The sequence below is a fragment of the Aquirhabdus parva genome (assembly GCF_003351745.1).
GTDB lineage: Bacteria > Pseudomonadota > Gammaproteobacteria > Pseudomonadales > Moraxellaceae > Aquirhabdus > Aquirhabdus parva.
This window is the reverse complement of the sequence record NZ_CP031222.1, coordinates 3420563-3442786: the sequence shown is the minus strand read 5'-3', so window position 1 is coordinate 3442786 and position 22224 is coordinate 3420563. Positions and strand designations below refer to the sequence as shown.

Sequence of the window (22224 nt, the reverse complement as noted above, 5' to 3'; positions counted from 1 at the left end):
ATTAAAAACTAATTCTAAGCAATTGGTAGAGCGCATGCCCATTTAATTGTAATTGATAATGATTATCGATTGACATCCCATTAGCATCTGCTCTAGACTAATTGCACATTGATCATTTGGTAAAAATAGTATGGACATGCAGCAATTGCACCCTACTGTCACAGCGATATCAAGTACGGATGCACAGTATGCACAAGCCTGTCAGCAAGGTTTGGTACGCACCCTTCAAGCCTTATTTCGTGAGAAGTTACTCGATGCCAGTCACTTGGTGGTCGAAGGTTCTATCGCATGGTTGCCGCTCTGGAGCCAAAAAACATTACTGCGCTTTGAGGGCTTAGAGCTTGGTCGCATCGGCAGTTGCCAACTGGTTGGTGGCATCACCTGTCATAAAACGGGCAATCGACCTTATCCGATTAAAACCCCTTCAGCACTCCTGCGCGCTGTTGCCGATGCATTGCCCATGCCCGTCAGTTTGGCAGATCTTGAGCGTCTGTGTCTGGAACTGGAAAACAGCATTGATAATGATGCTTTATGCCTGACCTATCGTGAAAAGTGGGGTCGGGAGCTCTTGCGCAGCCGGGGTGATCATCGCTATTTCCTGACGTTTTTACGCACCAGTAACTTGGCTAATCCACTGCTGACACTAGAGCAGTGGGGCACGATAGGTCATCCCTGGCACCCCACATACAAGACCAAACTGGGTTTGAGTGCGGTGGATGTGATGCGGATGTCCCCTGAGTTTCAGGCGGAGCTGAAGATTACGATTGCTGCAATCAAAAAAGACCAGGTTCATGCAGAATTACAGTTAGAAGCGACGGATCCCTCTTCTGATATATCGTATAGCGTTTGGTTTGCACGCCAGTTTCCAAATGCTTTTGCCCATTGGCAAGAGGCTCTGACCCAAAGAGGATACGCCCCTGATGACTGGGTGCCTTTGCCGATACATCCTTATCAGGCAGAGCGATTTATCGATGATGAGTTTGCTGCTGAGATTGCCCAAGGCACGCTCGTGCTTCTGGACAATGTCTCTATTCCTGCGTCACCGACCATGTCGTTTAGGACAGTGGTTCCAGAGCATTCAGACGCTATGCCGCATATGAAGTTGCCGGTGTCGTTGCGATTGACCAGTGTCGAGCGTACTGTCTCGCCAAAATCAGCCGTGATGGGGCCGCGCATTACTCAGTTGTTACGCCGTATTTTGGCGGTAGAGCAGGGTTTTGGTCAGCGTCTTGAAATCGTCGGGGAAGATGTTGGAGTCCATTATCTGGATCCGAACCAAGATGATAACCGTTCACGTCATCTGGCCGTCTTGTATCGTCAAAATCCCCTGAACAAACGCACCGATGCACTGTTTCCACTGCCTGTTGGTGCGTTATTTTCCAGTTCTGCCTATGCCAAACGTCCTTTGATTGCCGAGTTGGTTGCATTGGGTTATGGCGGCCATGACACTGCGGCGGCGGAGTTTTTCCAGCAATATACCCAGACCGTGTTGACTGCGACTTTAAGTGCCTACCTCATTTATGGTATCGCCTTTGAGGCACATCAACAAAACAGTTTCATGCTGGTTGATCAGGCCTACCGTCCGGTGTGTTTGCTGGCTCGCGATTTTGGGGATGTCCGTGTGCATGCCTCAACGCTTGAGAAGATGCAGTACACGCTTGATCCTTTCCGTGCAGGTCATACCGTGTATGACGATCACATGCCCGTACGCGACAAGATTTTACATGCAGTCATGCTCTGTCATTTGAGTGAGATGGCGCTGCTTCTGGCACGGACCACACAACAATCGGCACTGATCTTCTGGACGGTACTGCGCGAGCAAACCATTCAAGTTTTTGATGCCCTGCGGCCACGTACTAACCCAGAACGGTGGGAGGCCGAGCGTGAGGCGTTTTTGGAGTTACCTTGGCCTGCCAAAGCGTTCTTACGCATGCGCTTGTCCAATACGCAGGAGGATGTGCATGGTCAGATGCCGAATCCTTTGAAGGCGATCTGATGTGACTGAGCGTCGTTTGCATGGGAAAAATGTGCGCCATCCATTGCTGTGGCTATTTATTGTTCAGATGCTCTCCATGGGTGCAATGGAGATGAGTGCGCCTTTTTGGGCGTTGCATTTCAAGGCGACGGGGCAACTATCAGCACATTGGCTGGCCATTGCCAGTGGGGTTGCTTATGCAGGCCCAATGGTGATGGCAATGTGCTTCACGCCACTTTGGGGACGACTCGGAGATCGCTATGGACACAAACCGATGCTGCTGCGAGCGCTATTTGCACTGGCGCTGACGCAGCTGTGTATCGCATGGTTGAACGATACCTTCAGTATTTTAGTAATGCGTTTAGTTCAAGGTGGCTTGGCGGGGTTTATTGCCGCATCACAAGCCTACGGTACGACGCTGGTCAATCGCGAGGGGCGCTCAGCGCTCATGGCCAAGCTTCAGGTGGCAACAGCGATGGGTTCGATGATTGGTCCCTTACTTGGTGGCATTATCTTTGATTTTTATAGCTTTGCGTGGCTCAACCTCATTGCCGCATTGATCTGCTTTGGCTGTGCTCTGGCAGCGTGGTGGCTGCTGCCTGCAACGCAGGTGAAAAAAGTATCTAAATCGTCAGAGGCGACTACGGAGGTGTCACTGCCGTTCGCGGCGTTCTTTGGGTTATTGCTCGGCATCGTGCTGGTTCAAGCGGGCAAGATGATGCCGCAAGCCTTCTTTGGCATTTTTGCCGAGCAAACGCTACATGCCAGCGCAACCGTCGTGGGGTTGTGCTATGGCGCTGTTGCAGTAGGGCTATGTGTGGCTGCGCCGATCTGGGGTAAACGCTTTGCCCATCAGAGTCAGTCGCAAGTCCTCCAGCAAGTGGAGTGGATCACATGGGTTTGCGTACTGGTGGTGATGGCACAAGCGATGAGCAGCAACATCGTCATTTTTATTGTGGCGCGCGTGGTATGGGGGATTTGCCTCGGTGCGTTGCTCCCCGTGTTTTATAGCTTGTTATCCAAAGCTGCAGCAGATCATCAGCAAGGTCATGTGTTGGGCTTAGGTAATAGTGCTGCCAAAGCCGGCGCGCTGATCGGGATAGGAGTTGGCGCAGTCACCATGATTTGGCTTCCTGTCGCTTATTTATTTTGGCCTGTGGTGGTGACCTATGGCGTTGCTGCGCTGGGGATTCGCCTGTTGCGTTTAAAGCCACAAGTGTTTAGTCCGACTCCCTCGGCATCGTTAACCAACCCGTCGTAACTTTATATTTAAATTTTTGATTCTTGAGCTTTTTAATACTATGAACGTGATCCGTATACTTACCACACACTCTCTACCGATGATGGCCGTTTCTTGTGCAGTGTTTGCATCTCCTGCCATGGCAGAGACATCATCCACGCCTACGGAATCCAGCTTGCCCACGATTGTGGTCAATGCTAAGAAAGCAGAGCCCAGCTATCAGGTCAAAGTCTCAAGCACAGCAACCAAGACCGCAGCACAGCTGCATGACGTACCGCAAACCGTGAGTGTGGTGAATAAAACGGTGATGCGCGATCAGAACGCGGCATCTGTGCAAGATGCCTTGATCAATGTGCCGGGTTTGAGTGCCAGTGTGGGAGATGGTCAGCGTGATCAGACGGTGATTCGGGGGTTCTTAAACATCACGGATCAGTTTGTTGATGGCGTGCGTGATGATGCACTCTATTTTCGTGATCTATCCAATATCGAACAGATTGAAGTCCTGAAAGGCCCTGCAGCAGTGGTCTATGGTCGTGGTTCTGCAGGTGGGATTGTCAATCGTGTTACCAAGAAACCGAGTGCCAATCCAGTCGAGGAGGTCGGTGTGACGTTTGGTTCACGAGGGCAAAAACGTGGTGAGTTTGATTTGGGTACGACCACCAGTGATAAAGACATGCAGTTTCGCTTGACTGGCGCGGTGGAAAGTTCATCCAGCTTTCGGGATGGTTATTTCTTAGATCGTCAAGCCATTGCGCCATCAGCACTGTTCAAGATTTCACCCGATACTACAGTCATGGTGCAAGCCGATTATTTGCATGATAAACGCTTGGCGGATCAAGGTGTGCCAAGTTATCACGGTCGTCCTGTCGATGTCCCAATCAAAACTTACTACGGTGCAGCCAATGGTCGGGATCGCGCCTATGTCGAATCCGAAGTGCTGAGCAGCGCGATTACGGTAGATCATCGGTTTAGCGATACACTTAAATTGCATTCGGTATTGCGTGCGTATGACTATTCACTGGATCGCAACTACACCACCCCAACGGTGAATGAAAAAACCGCTAAGGTCGCAATTGCCGAAACCAAACGTGTGCGTGATGAGAAAGGCGTGTACTTGCAAAATGAACTGTCACAGATTTTGAATTGGGGCAGTGTCAAACATGAGATTTTGTATGGGCTTGAAGTGGGGCATCAAGACAAGAGCGAGCGATTGTACACGGTTAAAAATGTGGCGACCTATAACCTATTTGCGCCCGTACTGGTCGATCTACCACCGATTCCGCACAATACGCCAGCCAGTAATGACAATAAGAGCCAGTTTGATATCTATGGTCTCTATTTACAGGACTTCGTAACGATCACACCTGAATGGAAGCTGCTTGCTGGGGCACGTTTTGATCGCATTGAGCAGAATCGTGATGATCGTACCAAAGCTAACCTTGATTTGGATCGCACCGATAACACGGTCTCACCGCGCATTGGTTTGGTGTATCAGCCGATTGAGGCGGTATCGCTCTATGCGTCCTACAGCAAATCGTATCAGCCGATAGCCGATGCCTTTACCTTCTATGCCAACAGTGATCAGCTTAAACCGACCGAAACCAAGAACAAAGAAGTCGGGGTGAAGTGGGATCTGACTCAGCAAGCCAGTCTGACGACATCCCTGTTTGAGATGTCACAAACCAATATCCAGAATCAAGACCCGCTGAATCCACTGCTTGCTGTGCCAATTGGTGAGCAGCGCACCCGTGGGCTGGAGTTATCGTTTACTGGTAAGATCGCGCCGCAGTGGGATGTCCTTGCGGGTTATTCTTATATGAAAAGCGAAATCTTAAGCTCAACGGCCAAGACTTCGACTGGTAAATCATTCAATGGCAATGAAGCCTCGTTGACTCCGCGTAACAGTTTTAATCTCTGGATCAAACATAAACTGGATGATGGATTCTATGTTGCGGCTGGGGCTAAGGCAGAGTCGTCCCGCTTTGCTTCAGCGGATGATCTGACCACATTGCCCGGTTATGGCGTGATGAATCTGGGAGCGGGTTATGAATCGGCGAAGTTTGATATCAATGCAACACTACAAAATGTGCTGAATCGCAAATATTTTGTTGCCGGACATAGCGGGGCGAATGACTATAATCTGCCCGGCGCACCGGTGACACTGACAGTAGGCGCACGTTATCGTTTTTAAATAGCGTGCTTTATGCCAACGAGAAAATCCATTTCAGCCCGATTATCAGGTTGGAGTGGATTTTTGGCATCGAGATGTTCTTGATTCTACGGGCGGATTAACAGGGCGAGTGATGGCAATGATGAGTAAACTACGATGATCAAAGGTAGGGTTCGACGTCTATTTAAGACGCTGCATCTTTCGATTGCGCTGGTCTTTGGCGTTATTTTTGTGCTCCTAGGCCTGACCGGTACCGTGATCGCGTGGCTGCCAGAGCTGGATCGTGCACTGAATCCTGAGTTGTTGGTGGCATCACAACCCGAGTCGGGGGATGAGTCAACCCTGCCTTTTCGGGTTACGCCGCAGCGGGTGCAGCAGATCATTGACACATTAAGTCAGCAACCGAGCTATGGCAAACCGAGTCAGTTGACACTGCCCGAGACAGCCGATGATGTCTATGTGGTGTCATATAAAATCCCCACAGAAAAAGGCACGTCCGATCTTTTTCGTTCGGATGTCACTCGGCAAGTCATGATTGACCCCAAGACCGACGAGATCAAAGGTGAGCGGTTATGGGGGCAGGCAGGTCTATCCAAGACTCAACTGATGCCGACGATCTTTTATTTACATCGCTATCTCTTGCTTGGGATAACGGGCAAAACCATCAGTGGGATAACCGCCTGTGCATTCTTGATCATGGCGATCACGGGTCTCATATTGTGGTTTCCGCGTGCCGAATTCAGTGCACTATGTGCCGCGTTTCGAATTCATTATGCGGGGTCCATGGCGCGTTTACAGGTTTCAGCGCATCGGGTTCTGGGTTTTTTTGCCGCCCCTGTACTGATTGTCCTAGCTTTCTCTGGGTTGTATTTCAATCAACCAGATTGGACGCTACCTGTAGTGAAGCGCGTCATGACGGTATCGAAAAATGACAAAGTGACCAATTACCCTGTGAGCAAAGAGGCCGCCATGTTGACGGTTGCTGAAGCCATGCAGTACGCTCAAGACCGATATCCGACTGCACGTCTCTCGCGTATTGTCCTCCCCAAAAAAAGCAGCGATCCGTATGAGATTCGTGCGCGGCAACCCACTGAGATTCAAGAAAATGATGGCGCAACACGGATCAAGATCGACGCATATAGCGGACAGATCTTGCAGGTACGTGATCCTTTAAGGGGTACCTCTGGAGATGTGTTTTTAAGCTGGATGTTTCCACTGCATTCAGGCGAGGCTTTTGGGCTATTGGGACGCGTCTTTATTAGTCTGTTTGGACTGATGCCGCTGTTCTTTGCGGTGACGGGCTGGCTGATGTGGCACAGGAAACGTAAGCCAAGCCGGAGTTTATGAGCGATTCAGGGGGAAGGCGATTTTAATGATCATTTTCGATGCGGGATTTTACACAAACTGACCCCAAAGTCAGGCTTGAACCTGAGTGATCAAAGCACTCACAGTATTGTATGGCTTTAATCTGGGATGGGGGATGTCATCATGCTTCGTTTTTCTCGTGTGCTACTGGGATCTATCTACTGTTTGAGTACTCCTGTATGGGCGGACTCTGCGCCTCAGAATCAGTCAGTCCAAGAAGAAATCATTTCACTTTGGGCGAAACCGCCACTCACTGAGGTTTTACCTCACGTTCCCGAACAACTGAGTAAACATGGTGCAGTCAGTCATGTTGCCGTGCCACGCTTGGTTGTCTATCGGCCAGCACACCCCAATGGCACTGCTGTTTTAGTGATTGCAGGAGGTGGTTATAAACAGATCGAGCGCGGTAAAGAGAGCATTCCTGCGGCACGTTGGCTACAGGCACAAGGCATCACCACTTTTGAACTCATTTATCGATTGCCGACAGATTGGCCTGTTTCCGCCAGTTTTCAGGATGCTCAGCGTGCGATGCATTTGATCCGCGCTCAGGCAGTCAACTATCAAGTTCAAAGCAATCATATCGGCATATTGGGGTTTTCCGCTGGAGGACATTTGGCGGGTATGACTGCGGTTACCACAGCACCACTTTATAAGGCTGTGGATGCTGCAGACCAGACTTCTGCACGTCCAGACTTTGCGGGATTGATCTATCCTGTGATCACGTTAATGCCCCCTTTTGACCATACCAGTACACGCCGAGAGCTTGTGGGCGATCATCCAACACTTGCACAAAGCCAAACGTATTCGGTCAATATGCAGACCCTAGATCAGACGCCGCCGACTTTTCTCGCTCAAGCACTGGATGACCCCATTTCGCCAGTGGATAATAGTGTTTTGATGTTCGCGTCATTACGTGCTCATCATGTACCCACTGAGCTGCATGTGTTTCAAACAGGAGGACACGGTTGGGGGCTTGGTCAGACGAATACTCAGACTACTGCATGGCCGGCCTTATTTCTGGCTTGGCTCAAGCACAATGGTGATCTACTGGGGGATTAATGGCTGCGCTTGCATGACGCAGATTGAAGTCTTGGGGTAAAAGAGAACCGCGTGCCGCTGTTTTGATTTTTATAACATACTTTCAATGAGGAGTATGAGCATCATGAGCGCCATCAAACTTAAGGTAATTGCCAGTAAGCAGTGCATAAAAAAAATTTCCCATTAGTCAAAATTAAATTCGGGTATCCTTGTAGATGTTTATGCGATATAAGGTCTATTCATTACATTTTTGTAATGTTATATCGTAACATAATAAGTGTTAATATAAGATATTGCCTTTTGGGTGTCACTTCTTTTTGAGGGTTTTCTTGCCTAAATCACCCATCTGACATTTTTCTCCGTTGCTTAAGCCAATGTGACGCCTTTTATCTGCGCTTATATTCTGATGCGATTGAGATCATTTCTTTCCTTACGCGTCAGGAGAACCCCATGAGCAGTACCGTTAATCTCTCCAATCAAAATGGACGAATCGCCATCGTCGATGGTGTACGAACGCCTTTTGCACGGATCGCAACGCACTATCGTGACTTGAGTGCCATAGATCTGGGCAGCTTTGTGGTGAACGAACTGATCAAACGCAACGACCTCAAGCCTAAACAGATTGATCAACTGGTTTTCGGCATGACCGTAATGATTCCTGAAGCGCCATTTATCGCTCGTGAAGTCGCGCTGGCCTGTGGATTGGATGATGTCGATGCCTATAGCATCACGCGTGCCTGTGCCACCAGTTTTCAAACCATCGCCAGTGCCGCCGAGAGCATCTTGGCAGGTAATGCCGAGATCGTGATTGCAGGGGGCACTGATTCAACCAGCAGTGTGCGTTTGCCGATGTCACAGAAGTTTTCCTCGACGTTACGTGATGTTAATTTTGCCAAGACATTCAAAGATCGTGTGCGCTTATTGTCTTCTTTACGTCCCAAAGATATTTTGCCACTAGAGCCTTCGATTACGGAGTTCTCGGTCGGTGAAACTATGGGACAAAGCTGTGAAAAGATGGTGAAAAAGTGGGGCGTAAGCCGCGCCGAACAAGATGATCTGGCTTATGCCTCACACCACAATGCGGCTCGTGCTTGGAAAGATGGCTATCTGGATGATCAGGTCATGTCGGTGGCACTCGGCAATGGTAAAACCTTAAAAGACGATAATCTGGTGCGCAAAAATCCAGAGCGTAGTGCCTATGACAAGCTAAAACCATGCTTTGATTTTTCTGGGGCTGGTTCGGTCACTGCGGGCAATGCCAGTTCACTGACCGATGGCGCTTCAGCTGTCCTGCTGATGAGTGAAGCCAAAGCCAAAGCGCTGGGACTTGAGCCGATTGGCTATATTCGTTCTTTTGCGTTTGCGGCTAAGACGCCTAAAGATGATCTCTTGATGGGACCTGTACTGGCAGCTCCGATCGCTTTGGATCGTGCGGGCATCACGCTGCAGGAGCTTAGTCTTGTGGATATGCATGAGGCGTTTGCGGGACAGCTAGCCTGTAACCTGAAAGGGCTGGAATCACTCGACTATGCCCGCACTACTTTGAATCGAACCAAAGCTGTCGGTGAAGTGGATCGCAAGATTCTCAACGTCAATGGCGGGTCGATCGCTTTTGGTCATCCCTTTGGTGCCACGGGTGCGCGTGTGGTCAGCCAAGCCCTCTATGAATTAAAACGTCGCGGGGGCGGGATTGCACTGACCACGGCTTGTGCTGCGGGTGGTATTGGCGCGGCGATGGTGGTTGAAGCGGATTAATCGTAAAGGTTTATCTAAAGTGCTTAGTACAGCATTTAGGAGTAGACCCGTACCGTAGCTAATCGGCTAAAGAGGATCAGCGCGCAGGCCATCAAAAATGCAGACAAGGCATAAACCGCACTTTGGCTGTAGACATAAATGCCGCCTGCGATCAGCGGGGTAATGGCACGGCTTAAAGACAGGAAGCTTTGATTCGCGCCTTGAAGCTTGCCTTGCTGATCCTCGCTCACCGCAGTAGATAACATGCTGTTTAAGGTAGGCTCAAACAGTCCTTCTCCAATCGTGATACAGACCACTGCACCATAGACTAATGGCAGATAGGTTTCAAAAGCACAGAGTGCCACTAAGCCAAAGCCCACAATGGTCAGTGTCAGACCGATTCTACCCACAATGACTTCCGTCCAGATTTTGATAAGGCGTGGCAGTAAGATCGCACGCGAGAGGATATCGCAAACACCGATCAGGGTGAGAATCACCCCGATTCCTGCGGGACCGAGCAGATAAATATCTTTCAAAAAGACCGTGATATTACTTTGATAAAGAAACATCGCAGAGCCAAATAGCAATCCCATAAGAATGAACGGGCGTGCTGCACCTAGGCTGAGCACATCTTTGAAATGGGCAAAGGTATTCAGATGTTGCCATGAAAAATGGCTAGAGCGTTTTTCCAATGGCAGGGATTCTGGCAAGACGAGTTGGGTTGCGATAGCGGCAAACAATGAAATCCCTGCTGCAATATAGAAAGGCAGTTGCAAGGAGGCGCTTCCAAGTAGTCCACCAATGGCAGGACCGGTGATAAAGCCAATGCCGATAGCCGCACCCATATAGCCAAACCACTTGGTGCGCTCATGGGCTGCAGTGCTATCAGCAATATAGGCAAATAATGTGCTCATATTGCCCGCAGTCAGACCATCAATGATGCGTCCAAGAAACAGTACCCAGAGTGCACCGCCCACACCCATTACGGCATAACCAATGGCGGAACCCAAGATACTGATGACCAGAATCGGGCGACGACCAAAACGGTCACTAATGGCACCAAGGACAGGCGAAGATAGAAACTGACACACAGAAAAAACCGAGAGCAGGATGCTAAGACCAATCACCACTTGGTTGTTGGTAAGGTATTGCCCTAAAAGGAATGGGAAGAGGGGCATGACAATCGTTAGCCCCATCGAATTTAAGACGGTCATGGCGATGACCAGCCACAGTTTATTATTTTTCATAAAGGGGGATCCTTTTTATATAGAGAGTTCCCTGGACGAAGATAGATCTCAAGCAGAGGCAGGAGAATGTCATCGACGACGCGGAAGATAAACGCATCATCGAAAGGGCGTTCAAGCTGAACTTGACGGATGATCATGGCTTCTGCCACGTCATGGATCAGGTCTTCGCACCCAGCGGCTTCTAGGCCATCACGCGCCATGGCTCGCGCGAGCACACGCCGAAATGGGGAAAGAGCCTCATCACTGACATGTACCTGTAGTGCTGCTGCCAGCTCCCGATCATGTTTAGATGCGGCGATCAGGTCGTTGATCATGGCCAGATAAGGAGCCGTAGAGGTATCGCGTAAGGTTTCTAGTACAGCGATTAAGTCGCTACGCAGTTTGCCCGTATCCGGGATCGACTCATTGCGCTGTTGATCGAAGGCATCAATGGCCGCTTTGACCAGCTCCACCCGATTGCGCCAGCGGCGATAGATGGTCGCCTTGCTGGCATGTGCATGCGCTGCGACACTGTCGATCGTCAGGGCTTGATAGCCATGCATTTGCAACAGTTCAATAGTGGCATTGAGGATGGCGATTTCACGCGGCTTGCCTCGACTCATGATTTTTCTTCTAATGTTAAGTGTACGAAACCGTACCGTACAGATAATAAGCGAAGTTGTCAATTAAATTTTAAGGAGACGATATGTGAGCGCTTTATTCGATGATTGAGGAAAGGAGGAGGGGTCCTCCAAGCAATCATGCATTGGAGGATGAGAACTTTGGTTTTACGAGGCTTGCTTCAATTCCCGATCAAAGAAATCCACGGTGCGCTGCCAGACCACTTTGGCACCCGGCAATGCACGACTAAGGCTGCGAAAGCCATGCGGCATGGCGTAGGTATAGGCTTCGACGCGCTGTCCGAGTCCTTTAATGACTTTCTCGCGTTTACTGGCTGGGCAGATCGGGTCGATGGTGGACCAGTGACCTTGTAGTAGACGGATACCATCCAGTGACTCTTCGTCAGGAATACCTGAGCCTTGAAGCCCCAGCGAGTGATGGTAAAGCACGGGGGCCAACAGGTCATCGCGCTTCGCCATTTGCAGTACAAAACCGCCTGTTAAACATTGACCCAGCATCCCCAGACGACCATTGCAGCGCGGATCGGCTTTGAGGGCATCCAGCAGCGCATGCATCTCTTGATTTAGCTCACTGTTGGCGCGGTTCAGGCGTCCAGCTTCGGTAACCATGGCGCGGATACAGTAGCGCAGTGCACCATCGGTGAAGAGATTGGGTACATAGACCAGATAGCCACGTGCAGCAAGGTCAGCCGCATCCTCACGATAGAAGTTCAGTACCCCAAACAGCTCGTGGAGCATGAGGATACCCGGAGCAGATGTCGGGGTGTCGGGTGCATAAACCTCGACATCAATGGTGCGTGTACCGAGCGTGATCTGTTTGATTTCCATCTTCAATCTCCAGCGAATGAGTGAGCCATCCAGTGATGCGGTTTCAAGTGCGCTTGATAGTATCACTGCCCAGATTGAAAGGTTTATGGCTTTATTCGATGGAAGTATCGGCATGCACCGCATTTTAAAATAGTCTTTAATCAGCTCACTAGCGATGAAACTCAACGGGGATATACAAAAGGCTACTCCCCAAAGCCCTATCATTTATCCTAATCTAAGCGCATGGGATTAAAAAAGAATATAGATCTATGAGGAATGCACTGAGCAGTGATCGCATTCAATTGCGGCTATTAACTGAAAACGATGCCAATGCGCTGGTGGATGCAGCGAGTGATGGGGAGTTATGGCAGTTGCCTTTCACTGTGGTCCCCTCGAGTGACACGGTCCATGATTATGTACTTCACGCACTGCAAGGCATGGCGGCGGGGACAGTCATGGCTTTTGTCATCGTACTGCGTGAAAATAATCAGGTGATTGGTTCAACGCGCTTCTGGAAAATTGACCGTCACAACCGCAAACTTGAGATCGGCAGTACGTGGTTGTCCGCGTCGCAGCAGCGGACTTTCGTCAACACGGAAGCCAAATACCTGATGCTGCGCTATGCCTTTGAACACTTGAATTGTGTGCGGGTGCAGTTTACCACCGATGAAATCAATGCCAAGTCGCGTACAGCGATCTTAAGGATCGGCGCCAAGCAGGAAGGAATTGTACGTCATGAACGGATCATGCCTGATGGACGAAAACGCAACTCGGTGCGCTTTAGTATCATTGATGATGAGTGGCTAGAGGTGAAGGCTCATTTAGAAAATATGCTGCATCTCGAAGCAAATGAAACCATTAGCCCCTTAAATTAAAACATGAAAAAGCCCCACTATCGGGGCTTTTTTTTACGTGCAGGATTTAAGTCAGAACCAGAACCACGACCGAAAACACTAGGCAGTAACCACCAAACAGATACCAGCGACCGCTGTCCAGCCATGATGATAACCAGCGGAGTGCTAAGAGACCCGCCAGGAAGCTGCACACCATGCCAAATAAGCTCGGCGCAACTAAGCTCATAAAGTCGGTGCTGTGGGCGACAGGCGCTGCATGATAGGCGGTATAGAGACGATGGAATTCTTTGGCAATGACAGCGGGTGTAAGCACGACCGCAAGCGCAAAACTGAACTCTTCGGCTTTTTTGCGTGAAATGCCCAAGAATAGGCCAGTGGAAATGGTTGCGCCTGAGCGCGAGAAGCCACGGAATGGTAAGCACAGCGCCTGTACCGCACCAATGACCAGAGAGCGACGGATAGATAATGGCTTATCTTCGCTCCCTTGCATACGTGAAGAGGCGATGATCAATACGCCACTGGCGGCCAATGCGGTAGCCATCAGTTTGGAGTTATTAAATAAGTGCTCAATCTCAAAACTTGGCGAGTTAGCAAAGAACACATGCTTGATGATGTAAAGCAGTGCAAGACCAATCACACCGGTGATCGCGGTAGCAAATAAGACAAAAGCCAGGTTGTCGCGAAAGGTGCGCCACGAGGAGAAATACGAGGTGCGCCATGATTGCCAGAAGTACACGATCACCGCAAACATGGTGCCGGTATGCAACATCACGAGCAGGAAAGTCATTTCAGGAGATGACGGGTCTAGCCCCATCAGTTTCTCAGCCAGGATGACATGGGCCGAGCTTGAGACAGGCAGTAGTTCTGCAATCCCCTGGATGAGGGCGAGAATAAAAACATGGAGTAGGTTCATTGCACAGCATCTATAGTGAAGTCACGAAAGGCTCGATGCTAGCACCCCTCAATTGAGATTTGATGAAGATCGGCGACAATTTTTTTTGCCTAGGCTTCTGCATAAGCGTGCGATCTAAACATTGAGATACGCAATATTTCATAACAACACAGAACAACATCGACAACAACACCCATAACAACGCTTCGCAGATGTAAAATAAAGTTGAACAAGATTTGAGCAATTTTGGCTCATCTGGCTGGTAATCGGCCAAGGAGTTCTATCATGAATGCGCCAGTAAAAATGATACCTACAACCGTTATTGATCTCTTAAAAATCGACCATTTTAAAGCCAAAGAATGCTTCGACTATTTCGCGGCTCTTGGTGATCTGGACTTTAAAATCAAAGAAAAAGTGATGAAACAGATGGCTCTGGATTTAATGACGCATCTGGTTGCCGAAGAGAATGTCCTCTATCCGCTGATTGCTAAACATCTTCCGCATGGTCCGGCATTGGTCAGTGAGTCGATTGTTGAGCATGATCGTGCGCGGCATCTGATTCAGAAGTTAGGCGGCATGAGCCCTTTTGATCCTCTTTATGACTGTACCTTCAAAAAACTTGCAGAACTCATGTGTTATCACATCGAGGAAGAAGAAAATTATATTTTCCCGCTACTCGAACATGTGGATTTGGATTTTGAAGAACTTGCCATTGAGCTGCAAAAAGTGAAGAAAATGGTGGTTTAGAAAGGTCGTTTAGTCCATTAAAATCGCCGCCCTTATGGGCGGCGATTTCTTTATATCAATGCATCTTTTATTTAGCAGCTGTACCTGTATTGCTCTCTGCCACAGCGGGTGGCAGAACAAGTTTTTCCGAAGGTTTTGGATGTTCCCACAGATTAAAGCCAATGATAATGGCTGCCAGCATGATCGCCACAATAGTAAAGAGTAAAGCATAGGCTACGCGTTTATCCTTTTTCCTCTCGGGCGGCGCGGTTTTATATTCTTCAGTCATCGCGTTATTCTCCTACTTATAAAAGAAAAATCGTAGCACGTTATTTGATCACCTCTGGGGGTGGACTGTATGAGATGTAAGCTGGCTAACAGAATGCTAATTAATAATGATTTGTATTTTATACAGTTTTGTGAAGATGTGATGATTCGTCAAATAACGATACCTATCTAAGATCAACATAACGTATCGCCCCGTAACGTGATTGTTACCAAAGCACCGTATCTCTACTGCACAGTATGAATAATGATCAATGCCTGCATACAAAGACCGTTGGAGAGGAAAAATGCAAAATAAATCGATATATACCCGTTTTGCAAAATGGGCTTCTAACTTTTGTGGTCAACCAAAAGTGTTTATTGCAGCGGTCGTACTGATCTTGGTTTGGATTATCACGGGTCCCATGTTTCACTATAGCAATACTTGGCAACTGGTCATCAATACCTTTACCACGATCATCACCTTTCTTATGGTCTTTGTGATTCAAAACTCACAAAATCGGGATACCCAAGCGATTCAGCTCAAACTCGATGAACTCATATGTGCGACTAAAGGTGCTGCTAATGCGTTACTGGATGTGGAAGATCTAGATGACCAAAAACTTAAAGAGATGAATGCGAAGTATCAAACCATGGGAACCTCAGCGCGTGGTGGATCAGATCAACAAGATACACGCGAAGATGATCCCAAAAACTAGCCCAACAGCATTCAAATTGGTGTACTGAGATAAAAAAGGGGTTGTACGAATTGTGCCCCTGATGTTTCAATAATTTACGGTTGTTACAGCAATAGGGCGGAAGCCCGGTTAAACGCCGACAAGAAGCCGCCTCATCAAAACAGTATCTCTTGCTATAGTGATTAGGCAGTAACGTCACAATGTCGTGGCCATCTGACAATCGATTAAGAAGGATATTGATTATGAATACCGATATTATCGCTGGAAAATGGAAACAAGTGGTTGCCAAAGCAAAAGCGGAATGGGCAGACCTCACTGATGACGATCTGAAAAAAGCCGAAGCGGGTAAAGATCATCTGGTTGGCGTCGTGCAAGAGCGCTACGGCAAAACCAAAGAACAAGCGCACGAGCAAGTTCAAGCTTTCTGGGATAAAAATGACCCAGACCGTAAAGTCTAAATTTGTTTTCAATAGATCGTAGACTGCTTTGATATCTAGATTTCTGTCATCAGTCAATTGATCGTTACTTCGTAAAAAGCATGTTCCTCTGAAGGGGGCATGCTTTTTATCCCTTGAGTCAGTGTGTGTTCATTTTTCTAAAAGAAATTGGAGATTCAAAATGGGAAAATATTTGCTTGCTTGGGTACTGGGTGTACCGGGTATCGTCTTGGTGATTGCGTATTTCTTTTTTCATTAAGCGTATTCATTAACGCATACTAATGTCTGATCTTTAAAAATGACTCCTTAAATAGTGAGTCATTTTTTATTTTAAATTTCAGATAATTAAGAATTTATTTTCATAAGTTACTATTATTTTTGGTGGTTTTAGTACGGTGGGTTTATTAACGTTAGATGCTTTTTCATCGACTTCTCGACTCAAATGCGCGAATATCGAACAGAAAGTTTTTTTGATGATTCTATGAGCGGCTCAAACGCTATAAAGAGCAATTGCGATGAAAAAATTGATGATATTAAGTTTGTATACTCTTGGAGTCGTTGATTTAGCAGGGTGCAGCAATCTCATGTCGCATCCAGATCAAGCTGTGGAAGCGGTCAATCCTGCCTCTGTGTATTGTGCCAAGTTAGGGGGTAAAAGTGTGATTAACAATTCGTTCGAATCTCGGGGGGCTGATTGCATTTTACCCAGCGTTGAGCGGTTGAATGAGTGGACAATGTTTAGCCGAAATCATAAAAGTATTTAATAAATTGATCGGTGTGCAATGCCTATATTTCATTGTTCAACGGCTATCGGTGAAGTGAGGAAATGATTTTAATTTTTGATCATGAGCGTCGCTGAAAGGATAAATAAGTGGTAGTCTCAATCGTGTAAGACCGTCACTTCAATAAAAGAAAAACCAAGGAATAATAACGATGAAAAAAGCCATTATAATCAGTATCGGCAGTGTAGGAATTGTTTGTTTCGCAGGATGCAAAAATCTAATGCCATATCCTGATCAATCTGTTGGGATGGCAAATCCGGCTTCAGTGTATTGTGCCAAGTTGGAGGGCAAAGAAGTCCTCATCGATACCCCAGAAGGTCAGCGCTCGGACTGTATTCTCCCCAGCGGTGAACGATTGGATTCATGGGCGCTGTTTAGACGTGACCATCGCAGTATTCAATAAAATGATTTTCGATCATAAAAAAAAAGCCACCGTATTGAGGGGCTTTTTTTATGAGTTTGTTGGATTGGCGACTGTCTTAAAACTTCTTCGAGACGGCAAATAACAATTCGCGTCGAGCCCCATACTGCGGTGCGCCGACCCCGATTCCTGAGCCATCGCGGATCTCATAGACGCGATCAAATAGATTTACAACACTGAAACGTCCTTCGACTTCCCCAAATTCACGCGTATGGAAATCATGAGAGACGCCTGCATTCATGACCACATAAGAGGGTAGGTGCTCGGTATTGGCAAAGCCACTACGCAGTCCGCTGCCATAGAGGGCGTCCGCACTGCATGTGGTGCCATGCCATTGATAGGACATGCCTGCGGATGCCGTCAGCATCTGGTCGTGATCTAAATGCACATCATGATAGGAGATATATGCCAGTTCATCATTGTCAAAAGTATATTGACTGGAGGTGATGTCCTTGCCCAGTGCGGTTGCACGTGCCAAATTGCCATAAGCTGAGAAATTCTTGTCGTGATAATTGGCGGTTAGCTCCACGCCATAGACTTTGCCTTTGGCATAGTTAAACGGCGTATAGAGCAGTGCTGAACCAAACTGACCTTCATCCAGCAGATTGGTGACTTGCTTGTAGTAGCTGTCGACACCCATGGTTAATTGCGGCGTGAATTTATGGCTAACCCCGATGTCATAGGCATTGGAGCTTTCCGACTTCACCGGATCATTGAGCGTATTGGCTGGTGCATTGGTTGTGCCGACTGATGCGGCAATCGTATCGTTACTCACCAGTTCCATCGGTGGTGGGGTGAAATAGCGTGCATAGCCTGCATGGATTATGGTTTCAGGGGACAACTGATAGACGGCACCGAGTCTTGGACTGAATTGATCGCCTGTCACATAGGCATCGACATGATCATAGCGCCCGCCATAGTTGATGGTCAGCTTGTCGGTAGCCTTCCATTCATCTTGCAGATAGATGCCTTCTAGATACGCGGTTTTCTTATTCGTGACGTTATAGGGGACGGGCTGATCCGACGTTTGATTGCCACTATCATCAGCGGGGAAAGTCAGTACGTTGGATTGGTTATCCAGACCCTCACGGCTATAGAACGCACCAACACGAATGGTATGTTCGGGGTTTAGATGATAGCTGCCATCGGCTTGCAGGCCATTCGCCCAGCCGCTACGTGCAATTTGTGAGGCAACGCCCGTATAGATCAGGTCACCAATATTATCCGGATTAAAGTTGACTGAGGTATAGCGGGAGAATGCCGAGAGCTGATAATCAAACTGATCGCCGATTGAACTTTGGAATGACAGCACACCATAGTGCGTGATTTCATCCTGACTTTCTGTGAGGTTCTCAGATGGATAATTAGCTACGCCTGCCAACTGAAAGTTCATCGGCTGTCCCGGGCTATTGGGGATCTGAAAGCGGCTATCGGTACTGCCTAAAATCAGGCTGACCCGTGATGCATCCCCAACGAGATAGGAAAAATAGCCAAAGCCCTTAAATTGATCGGTAGTGTCATGGATCGGACTTTTGGATGAGGTCGGATTTTCGATACCGATGTTGTTGGTCAGAAACGAGCCGTTCAGAAAATAGTTGAGATTGCCCTGACTGCCGCTCACACTGCCCATGACTTCACGGGTGTTATTACTACCCATCGACACCCCGAGGCTGCCGGAAGTATCTACTGCACCGGTTTTTGTCTGGATATCGACCACGCCAGCGGTGCGATAGCCATACTGGGCGGGTAGCGTACCTGTCAGCAGATTAACGCTTTTGATAAAGCTGGGATCCAGCGTCTGACCAAAACCTGAGATGCTCTCTGGCAAAATAACTCCATCGATTCGATACTGCAAATCATCATGATCGCCGCGTACATGCAATTGCCCGTAAGAGTCTTGCGCCACACCTGGTGCTTGGAGCAGCACCTGATTCATCGGGGTGCTATCACCTTGTGGCATATTGGCGATATCTTTTTCACTGATGCGATAGCTACTCCCGCCTGTTTCCACAGAAAGTCCGTTACGTGCTTGATCCAGACGCTTGGCCTTAACCTCAACCTGAGCCACTTTATCTTGCGCGGATGTGGGTGTGATACTCGAGTCTGATCCGGTGTTGTCTGCATCGGCTGCGGCAAAAACCGACATAGAGAGCGGTGCAGTGAAAAGGAGTGCAATGGCAAAAGACAGCGGATGAACGGGATGGCGTGTTGAGCTAGGGCGCATGGCGAGTCTCAAAAGGATGGAAAACGGGCAAGGGGGCTAAATCAGCATCATCTGTATACAAGGGTAGAGTCTGGTGCACGCACTCTAAGAGTCTTTGGAAATGTTATATTATTACAGTTGAGCTGTCTGTTCAACTCGCTTCAGATAAATTTTTAGCGTTATTGATCAGTGATCGCTAAACTTTTAATTCTCATAATATAAAGATAGCAGTATTGAATTACGGCACTTGCCTATTCCATAAGAAATGTCCGCCTGATGCTTGAATGGGGTACGGGATGGATAAAAGATTCACTTGATTGGCGCCCAAGGATAAAAATCAGTCGTCACGCGCGCAGTCATCGCTTCACAATTGCTGCAACATTGGACGTTATAACGCAAATGAATGTAAGGCTGCATCATTTGAATATCGTCTAAGGACATCTCATCATGGATTATCTACAGTCAGCTAAAGTCATCTTGTGGAGTTTGAGCTTATCTTTGTCTGCCATGACTCATGCTGAGCCGATCAGAATCGTGGATGGCTGCGCCAAACCAGAAATTGGGGTGCTGGAACCGTTACGCTCTTTTTTAGATCAGGTTAATCCGAACGATGTACTCAGTGACTCTACGCGAATATCAATCCTGATTGCCGTGGCATTACATCAAAAAAACGGCAGTGATATCCGTGTTCGCGATGTCGCAGCGGTAATGGAACCCCCTTTGCAATATGACCGTAGAAATTTAATTGACGTCAGAAACACAATCCGTAGGCTGGGTTATGATGCTTATGGCTTTCAAATGGAAAGCCCAACAGAGCTAAAGGATACCTCTGGCAAGATTGCTTTTTTGGTCGATCGTCAAACGGTCGCCAATCAAGCCCTGATGGCATTGCTTTTTGCATCGACCGCACAGTATAAATATCTGCTTTATACCAACGGTGCAGTCTGTCCGATACCGAGCCAAGCATTTCAACAGCAGTTTTCAGGTTCGCCAATCTTGTTTGTTGAAGAGGCGAATAACGCAAAAAAAAATATTATCAACCCCCTATACAAAGGCATCAGAAAAACCTCATGATTTAGCGGTGCTCGCTAATCATACAAAAATGGATTGAATGACTGATTCGGGTATGTGATCTTTTTGAAATCGATATAAAAAAAATAGATTTCCACCCCAAACGCTGACTAAAAATAACTGCTATGAGTGTAGCTCCTGCGCTAGATCGCCCAAGAATGCCTGTGATTTTTATCAAGGTGCTGCTTGAAACCGTTGCAGATTGGAAAGTTGCACCTGAAACCTTACTACAAGGCACCGGAATCACGCTTAAGGCATTAGAAGATAATCATTTCAGCGTGGACTATGCAGTCTTTATTCAGTTGCACTACCGCGCTATCCAACTGACACAAGAGCCGGGTTTGGGATTCTTGATTGGTCGCAAAATGAAGTTCAGTAGTTTCGGTTTGGTCGCCTATGCAGCCATGGTCACCAGTACCTTGCGTGAACTGATTGATGTGATCGAGCAGTTCCTGCTTATCCGAATTCCTTTTGCGCGAGTACGTTTGGAGTTGCAGACCGAGACTGCCTATCTGTATTTTGGATGTGCATGGCTCGATTTGAATAAAGAAATGGATCGCATGTTGTACGAGGTCGGGGCGATTTATGCCGTATTGGTCAGTATAGAGATCATCCCGATGCTATCAGGACAAGCCGTGAAGCCTGAGGTTGATTTTTCTTTTAAACGTCCTGATTATATTGATCGCTTTGAGGGTATCTTGAGCAGTACGATGGCTCGTGTACGCTTTGGTCAACCTGAATCCAGGATTGCCTTTCCTGCCCATTATCTGGATTTACCCCTGAAGTTTTCTGATCCATCTACCGCTAGGCGTTTGCGGAAAATGTGTCAGCAGCAATTGGATTTTATACAGGCCAAAAGAGATATCACGGTTTTGGTTCGAGAACTGATTTATTGTGAAAAGGATGGATTGCAATCAATCGAAGTTGTTGCTGCAAAGCTGCGTCTATCTAAACGTACATTGCAGCGTTTGCTCAAAAATGCGAATCAGAATTTTAATGCCCTATATGACCAGACTCGGGAACAAACTGCACGGATGATGATTCAGCGGGGAGATTTGTCATTAAATCAGATTGCAATCAAGCTGGGCTATGCCACAAATGCCAGTTTTAGCCGTGCCTTTAAACGTTGGACGCAAAAGACTCCGGGTCAATATATAGGTCAAGGGAGCATTTTTAATGAGCAGCGCGTCGTTTATAAGAGCCTGAAGTGATTTGTTGAAATGCATCAGGAAGATTGGTCGCTGTATCATTCAAGACAAAGTGCGTATTGAGATAATCCTCTAATTGCGCGCCTTTAGTTTCACTGCCGATCACCTGTCCACAACTGGGACAGATGGAGCAAAATAAATATGATTTGTTGAGGAGAATCTGAGTCAGCTTTTCGTGATGAATTGCATCACAACTGAGGCATTGAAATTCAACAAGATTGTCCACGTATTTCTCCATGCAAAAAAAGAGCATCGAACGATTGGAGCGTTGGTAAAAATACAACTGAGAAGTGTCAGGTTGAGAGTCGAGATATGCAGGTGTTCAGTTCAATAGCAATAACGCATGGGCATATGCATTGATTCACATGGTCATATTATATGATTGAATATCATAAGTTTAATCGACTTACTGAGTTTACTATTCTCTTGATTTTTGCTCTATGGAAATAGTTCATTTCGCGCCAGATCATTA

At 47.6% G+C, this 22224-nt stretch carries 20 protein-coding genes; 14 read left to right on the top strand and 6 right to left on the bottom strand.

All coding sequences use genetic code 11. The features are described 5' to 3' along the window. The first annotated feature begins 130 nt into the window (after window positions 1-130). The 6 genes from HYN46_RS15590 to fadI all read left to right on the top strand — a co-directional run bounded on the left by HYN46_RS15590 (window position 131) and on the right by fadI (window position 9543). A complete protein-coding gene (locus tag HYN46_RS15590; RefSeq protein ID WP_114900243.1) occupies window positions 131-1996 on the top strand; it encodes an IucA/IucC family protein in 1866 nt (621 codons plus the stop codon). A 1-nt stretch (window position 1997) separates the two neighbouring features. Further along, entirely contained in the window at window positions 1998-3236 is a 1239-nt protein-coding gene (locus HYN46_RS15585; protein WP_114900242.1) for an MFS transporter, read from the top strand. A gap of 40 nt (window positions 3237-3276) precedes the next feature. Continuing rightward, window positions 3277-5406, top strand: a complete 2130-nt coding sequence (locus HYN46_RS15580) for a TonB-dependent receptor (RefSeq protein WP_210009251.1) — start codon at window positions 3277-3279, stop codon at window positions 5404-5406. 135 nt (window positions 5407-5541) lie between these two features. After that, entirely contained in the window at window positions 5542-6732 is a 1191-nt protein-coding gene (locus HYN46_RS15575) for a PepSY-associated TM helix domain-containing protein (protein ID WP_114900241.1), read from the top strand. A gap of 141 nt (window positions 6733-6873) precedes the next feature. After that, on the top strand, window positions 6874-7809 hold the full coding sequence (locus tag HYN46_RS15570; protein WP_114900805.1) for an alpha/beta hydrolase: 936 nt from the start codon (window positions 6874-6876) through the stop codon (window positions 7807-7809). 429 nt (window positions 7810-8238) lie between these two features. Then, on the top strand, window positions 8239-9543 hold the full coding sequence (gene fadI / locus HYN46_RS15565) for an acetyl-CoA C-acyltransferase FadI (protein ID WP_114900240.1): 1305 nt from the start codon (window positions 8239-8241) through the stop codon (window positions 9541-9543). A gap of 35 nt (window positions 9544-9578) precedes the next feature. On the opposite strand, the gene HYN46_RS15560 is transcribed toward fadI, so the two are convergent. The 3 genes from HYN46_RS15560 to HYN46_RS15550 all read right to left on the bottom strand — a co-directional run bounded on the left by HYN46_RS15560 (window position 9579) and on the right by HYN46_RS15550 (window position 12217). Further along, the gene (locus HYN46_RS15560) at window positions 9579-10769 is read right to left on the bottom strand and encodes an MFS transporter (RefSeq protein ID WP_114900239.1); all 1191 of its coding nucleotides are present in this window, start codon (window positions 10767-10769) and stop codon (window positions 9579-9581) included. Beyond that, entirely contained in the window at window positions 10766-11371 is a 606-nt protein-coding gene (locus HYN46_RS15555; protein ID WP_114900238.1) for a TetR/AcrR family transcriptional regulator, read from the bottom strand. Before HYN46_RS15555 ends, HYN46_RS15560 begins: the two co-directional genes overlap by 4 nt. A gap of 165 nt (window positions 11372-11536) precedes the next feature. After that, window positions 11537-12217 (bottom strand): dienelactone hydrolase family protein, encoded by a 681-nt coding sequence (locus HYN46_RS15550; RefSeq protein ID WP_114900237.1) that lies wholly within the window; start codon window positions 12215-12217, stop codon window positions 11537-11539. A gap of 248 nt (window positions 12218-12465) precedes the next feature. On the opposite strand from HYN46_RS15550, the gene HYN46_RS15545 reads away from it, so the two are divergent. After that, a complete protein-coding gene (locus tag HYN46_RS15545; RefSeq protein WP_114900236.1) occupies window positions 12466-13071 on the top strand; it encodes a GNAT family N-acetyltransferase in 606 nt (201 codons plus the stop codon). A 46-nt stretch (window positions 13072-13117) separates the two neighbouring features. Here HYN46_RS15545 and HYN46_RS15540 read toward each other — a convergent pair whose 3' ends face one another. Then, the gene (locus tag HYN46_RS15540) at window positions 13118-13963 is read right to left on the bottom strand and encodes an undecaprenyl-diphosphate phosphatase (RefSeq protein WP_114900235.1); all 846 of its coding nucleotides are present in this window, start codon (window positions 13961-13963) and stop codon (window positions 13118-13120) included. Window positions 13964-14227: 264 nt separating this feature from the next. Here HYN46_RS15540 and HYN46_RS15535 point away from each other — a divergent pair, with 264 nt between their 5' ends. Continuing rightward, window positions 14228-14689, top strand: coding sequence for a hemerythrin domain-containing protein (locus HYN46_RS15535; RefSeq protein ID WP_114900234.1), 462 nt, complete (start codon window positions 14228-14230; stop codon window positions 14687-14689). A gap of 67 nt (window positions 14690-14756) precedes the next feature. On the opposite strand, the gene HYN46_RS15530 is transcribed toward HYN46_RS15535, so the two are convergent. Next, window positions 14757-14957, bottom strand: coding sequence for a hypothetical protein (locus HYN46_RS15530; RefSeq protein ID WP_114900233.1), 201 nt, complete (start codon window positions 14955-14957; stop codon window positions 14757-14759). A gap of 283 nt (window positions 14958-15240) precedes the next feature. Here HYN46_RS15530 and HYN46_RS15525 point away from each other — a divergent pair, with 283 nt between their 5' ends. The 4 genes from HYN46_RS15525 to HYN46_RS15510 all read left to right on the top strand — a co-directional run bounded on the left by HYN46_RS15525 (window position 15241) and on the right by HYN46_RS15510 (window position 17252). Next, window positions 15241-15651 carry a low affinity iron permease family protein gene (locus HYN46_RS15525; protein ID WP_114900232.1) on the top strand — a complete coding sequence of 137 codons (411 nt, stop codon included), beginning with the start codon at window positions 15241-15243 and terminating at the stop codon, window positions 15649-15651. A 221-nt stretch (window positions 15652-15872) separates the two neighbouring features. Then, on the top strand, window positions 15873-16088 hold the full coding sequence (locus HYN46_RS15520) for a CsbD family protein (RefSeq protein ID WP_114900231.1): 216 nt from the start codon (window positions 15873-15875) through the stop codon (window positions 16086-16088). A gap of 494 nt (window positions 16089-16582) precedes the next feature. Continuing rightward, window positions 16583-16831, top strand: a complete 249-nt coding sequence (locus HYN46_RS17645) for a putative hemolysin (RefSeq protein ID WP_114900230.1) — start codon at window positions 16583-16585, stop codon at window positions 16829-16831. Between the two features lie 169 nt (window positions 16832-17000). Then, window positions 17001-17252, top strand: a complete 252-nt coding sequence (locus tag HYN46_RS15510) for a putative hemolysin (protein ID WP_114900229.1) — start codon at window positions 17001-17003, stop codon at window positions 17250-17252. Between the two features lie 76 nt (window positions 17253-17328). Here HYN46_RS15510 and HYN46_RS15505 read toward each other — a convergent pair whose 3' ends face one another. Continuing rightward, complete coding sequence (locus tag HYN46_RS15505) at window positions 17329-19494, bottom strand: TonB-dependent receptor (protein WP_114900228.1); 2166 nt, start codon at window positions 19492-19494, stop codon at window positions 17329-17331. A gap of 426 nt (window positions 19495-19920) precedes the next feature. Here HYN46_RS15505 and HYN46_RS15500 point away from each other — a divergent pair, with 426 nt between their 5' ends. Both HYN46_RS15500 and HYN46_RS15495 read left to right on the top strand, forming a co-directional pair. Further along, on the top strand, window positions 19921-20547 hold the full coding sequence (locus HYN46_RS15500) for a hypothetical protein (protein WP_114900227.1): 627 nt from the start codon (window positions 19921-19923) through the stop codon (window positions 20545-20547). 122 nt (window positions 20548-20669) lie between these two features. Continuing rightward, window positions 20670-21755, top strand: a complete 1086-nt coding sequence (locus HYN46_RS15495) for an AraC family transcriptional regulator (RefSeq protein ID WP_114900226.1) — start codon at window positions 20670-20672, stop codon at window positions 21753-21755. The last annotated feature ends 469 nt before the right edge of the window (window positions 21756-22224 follow it).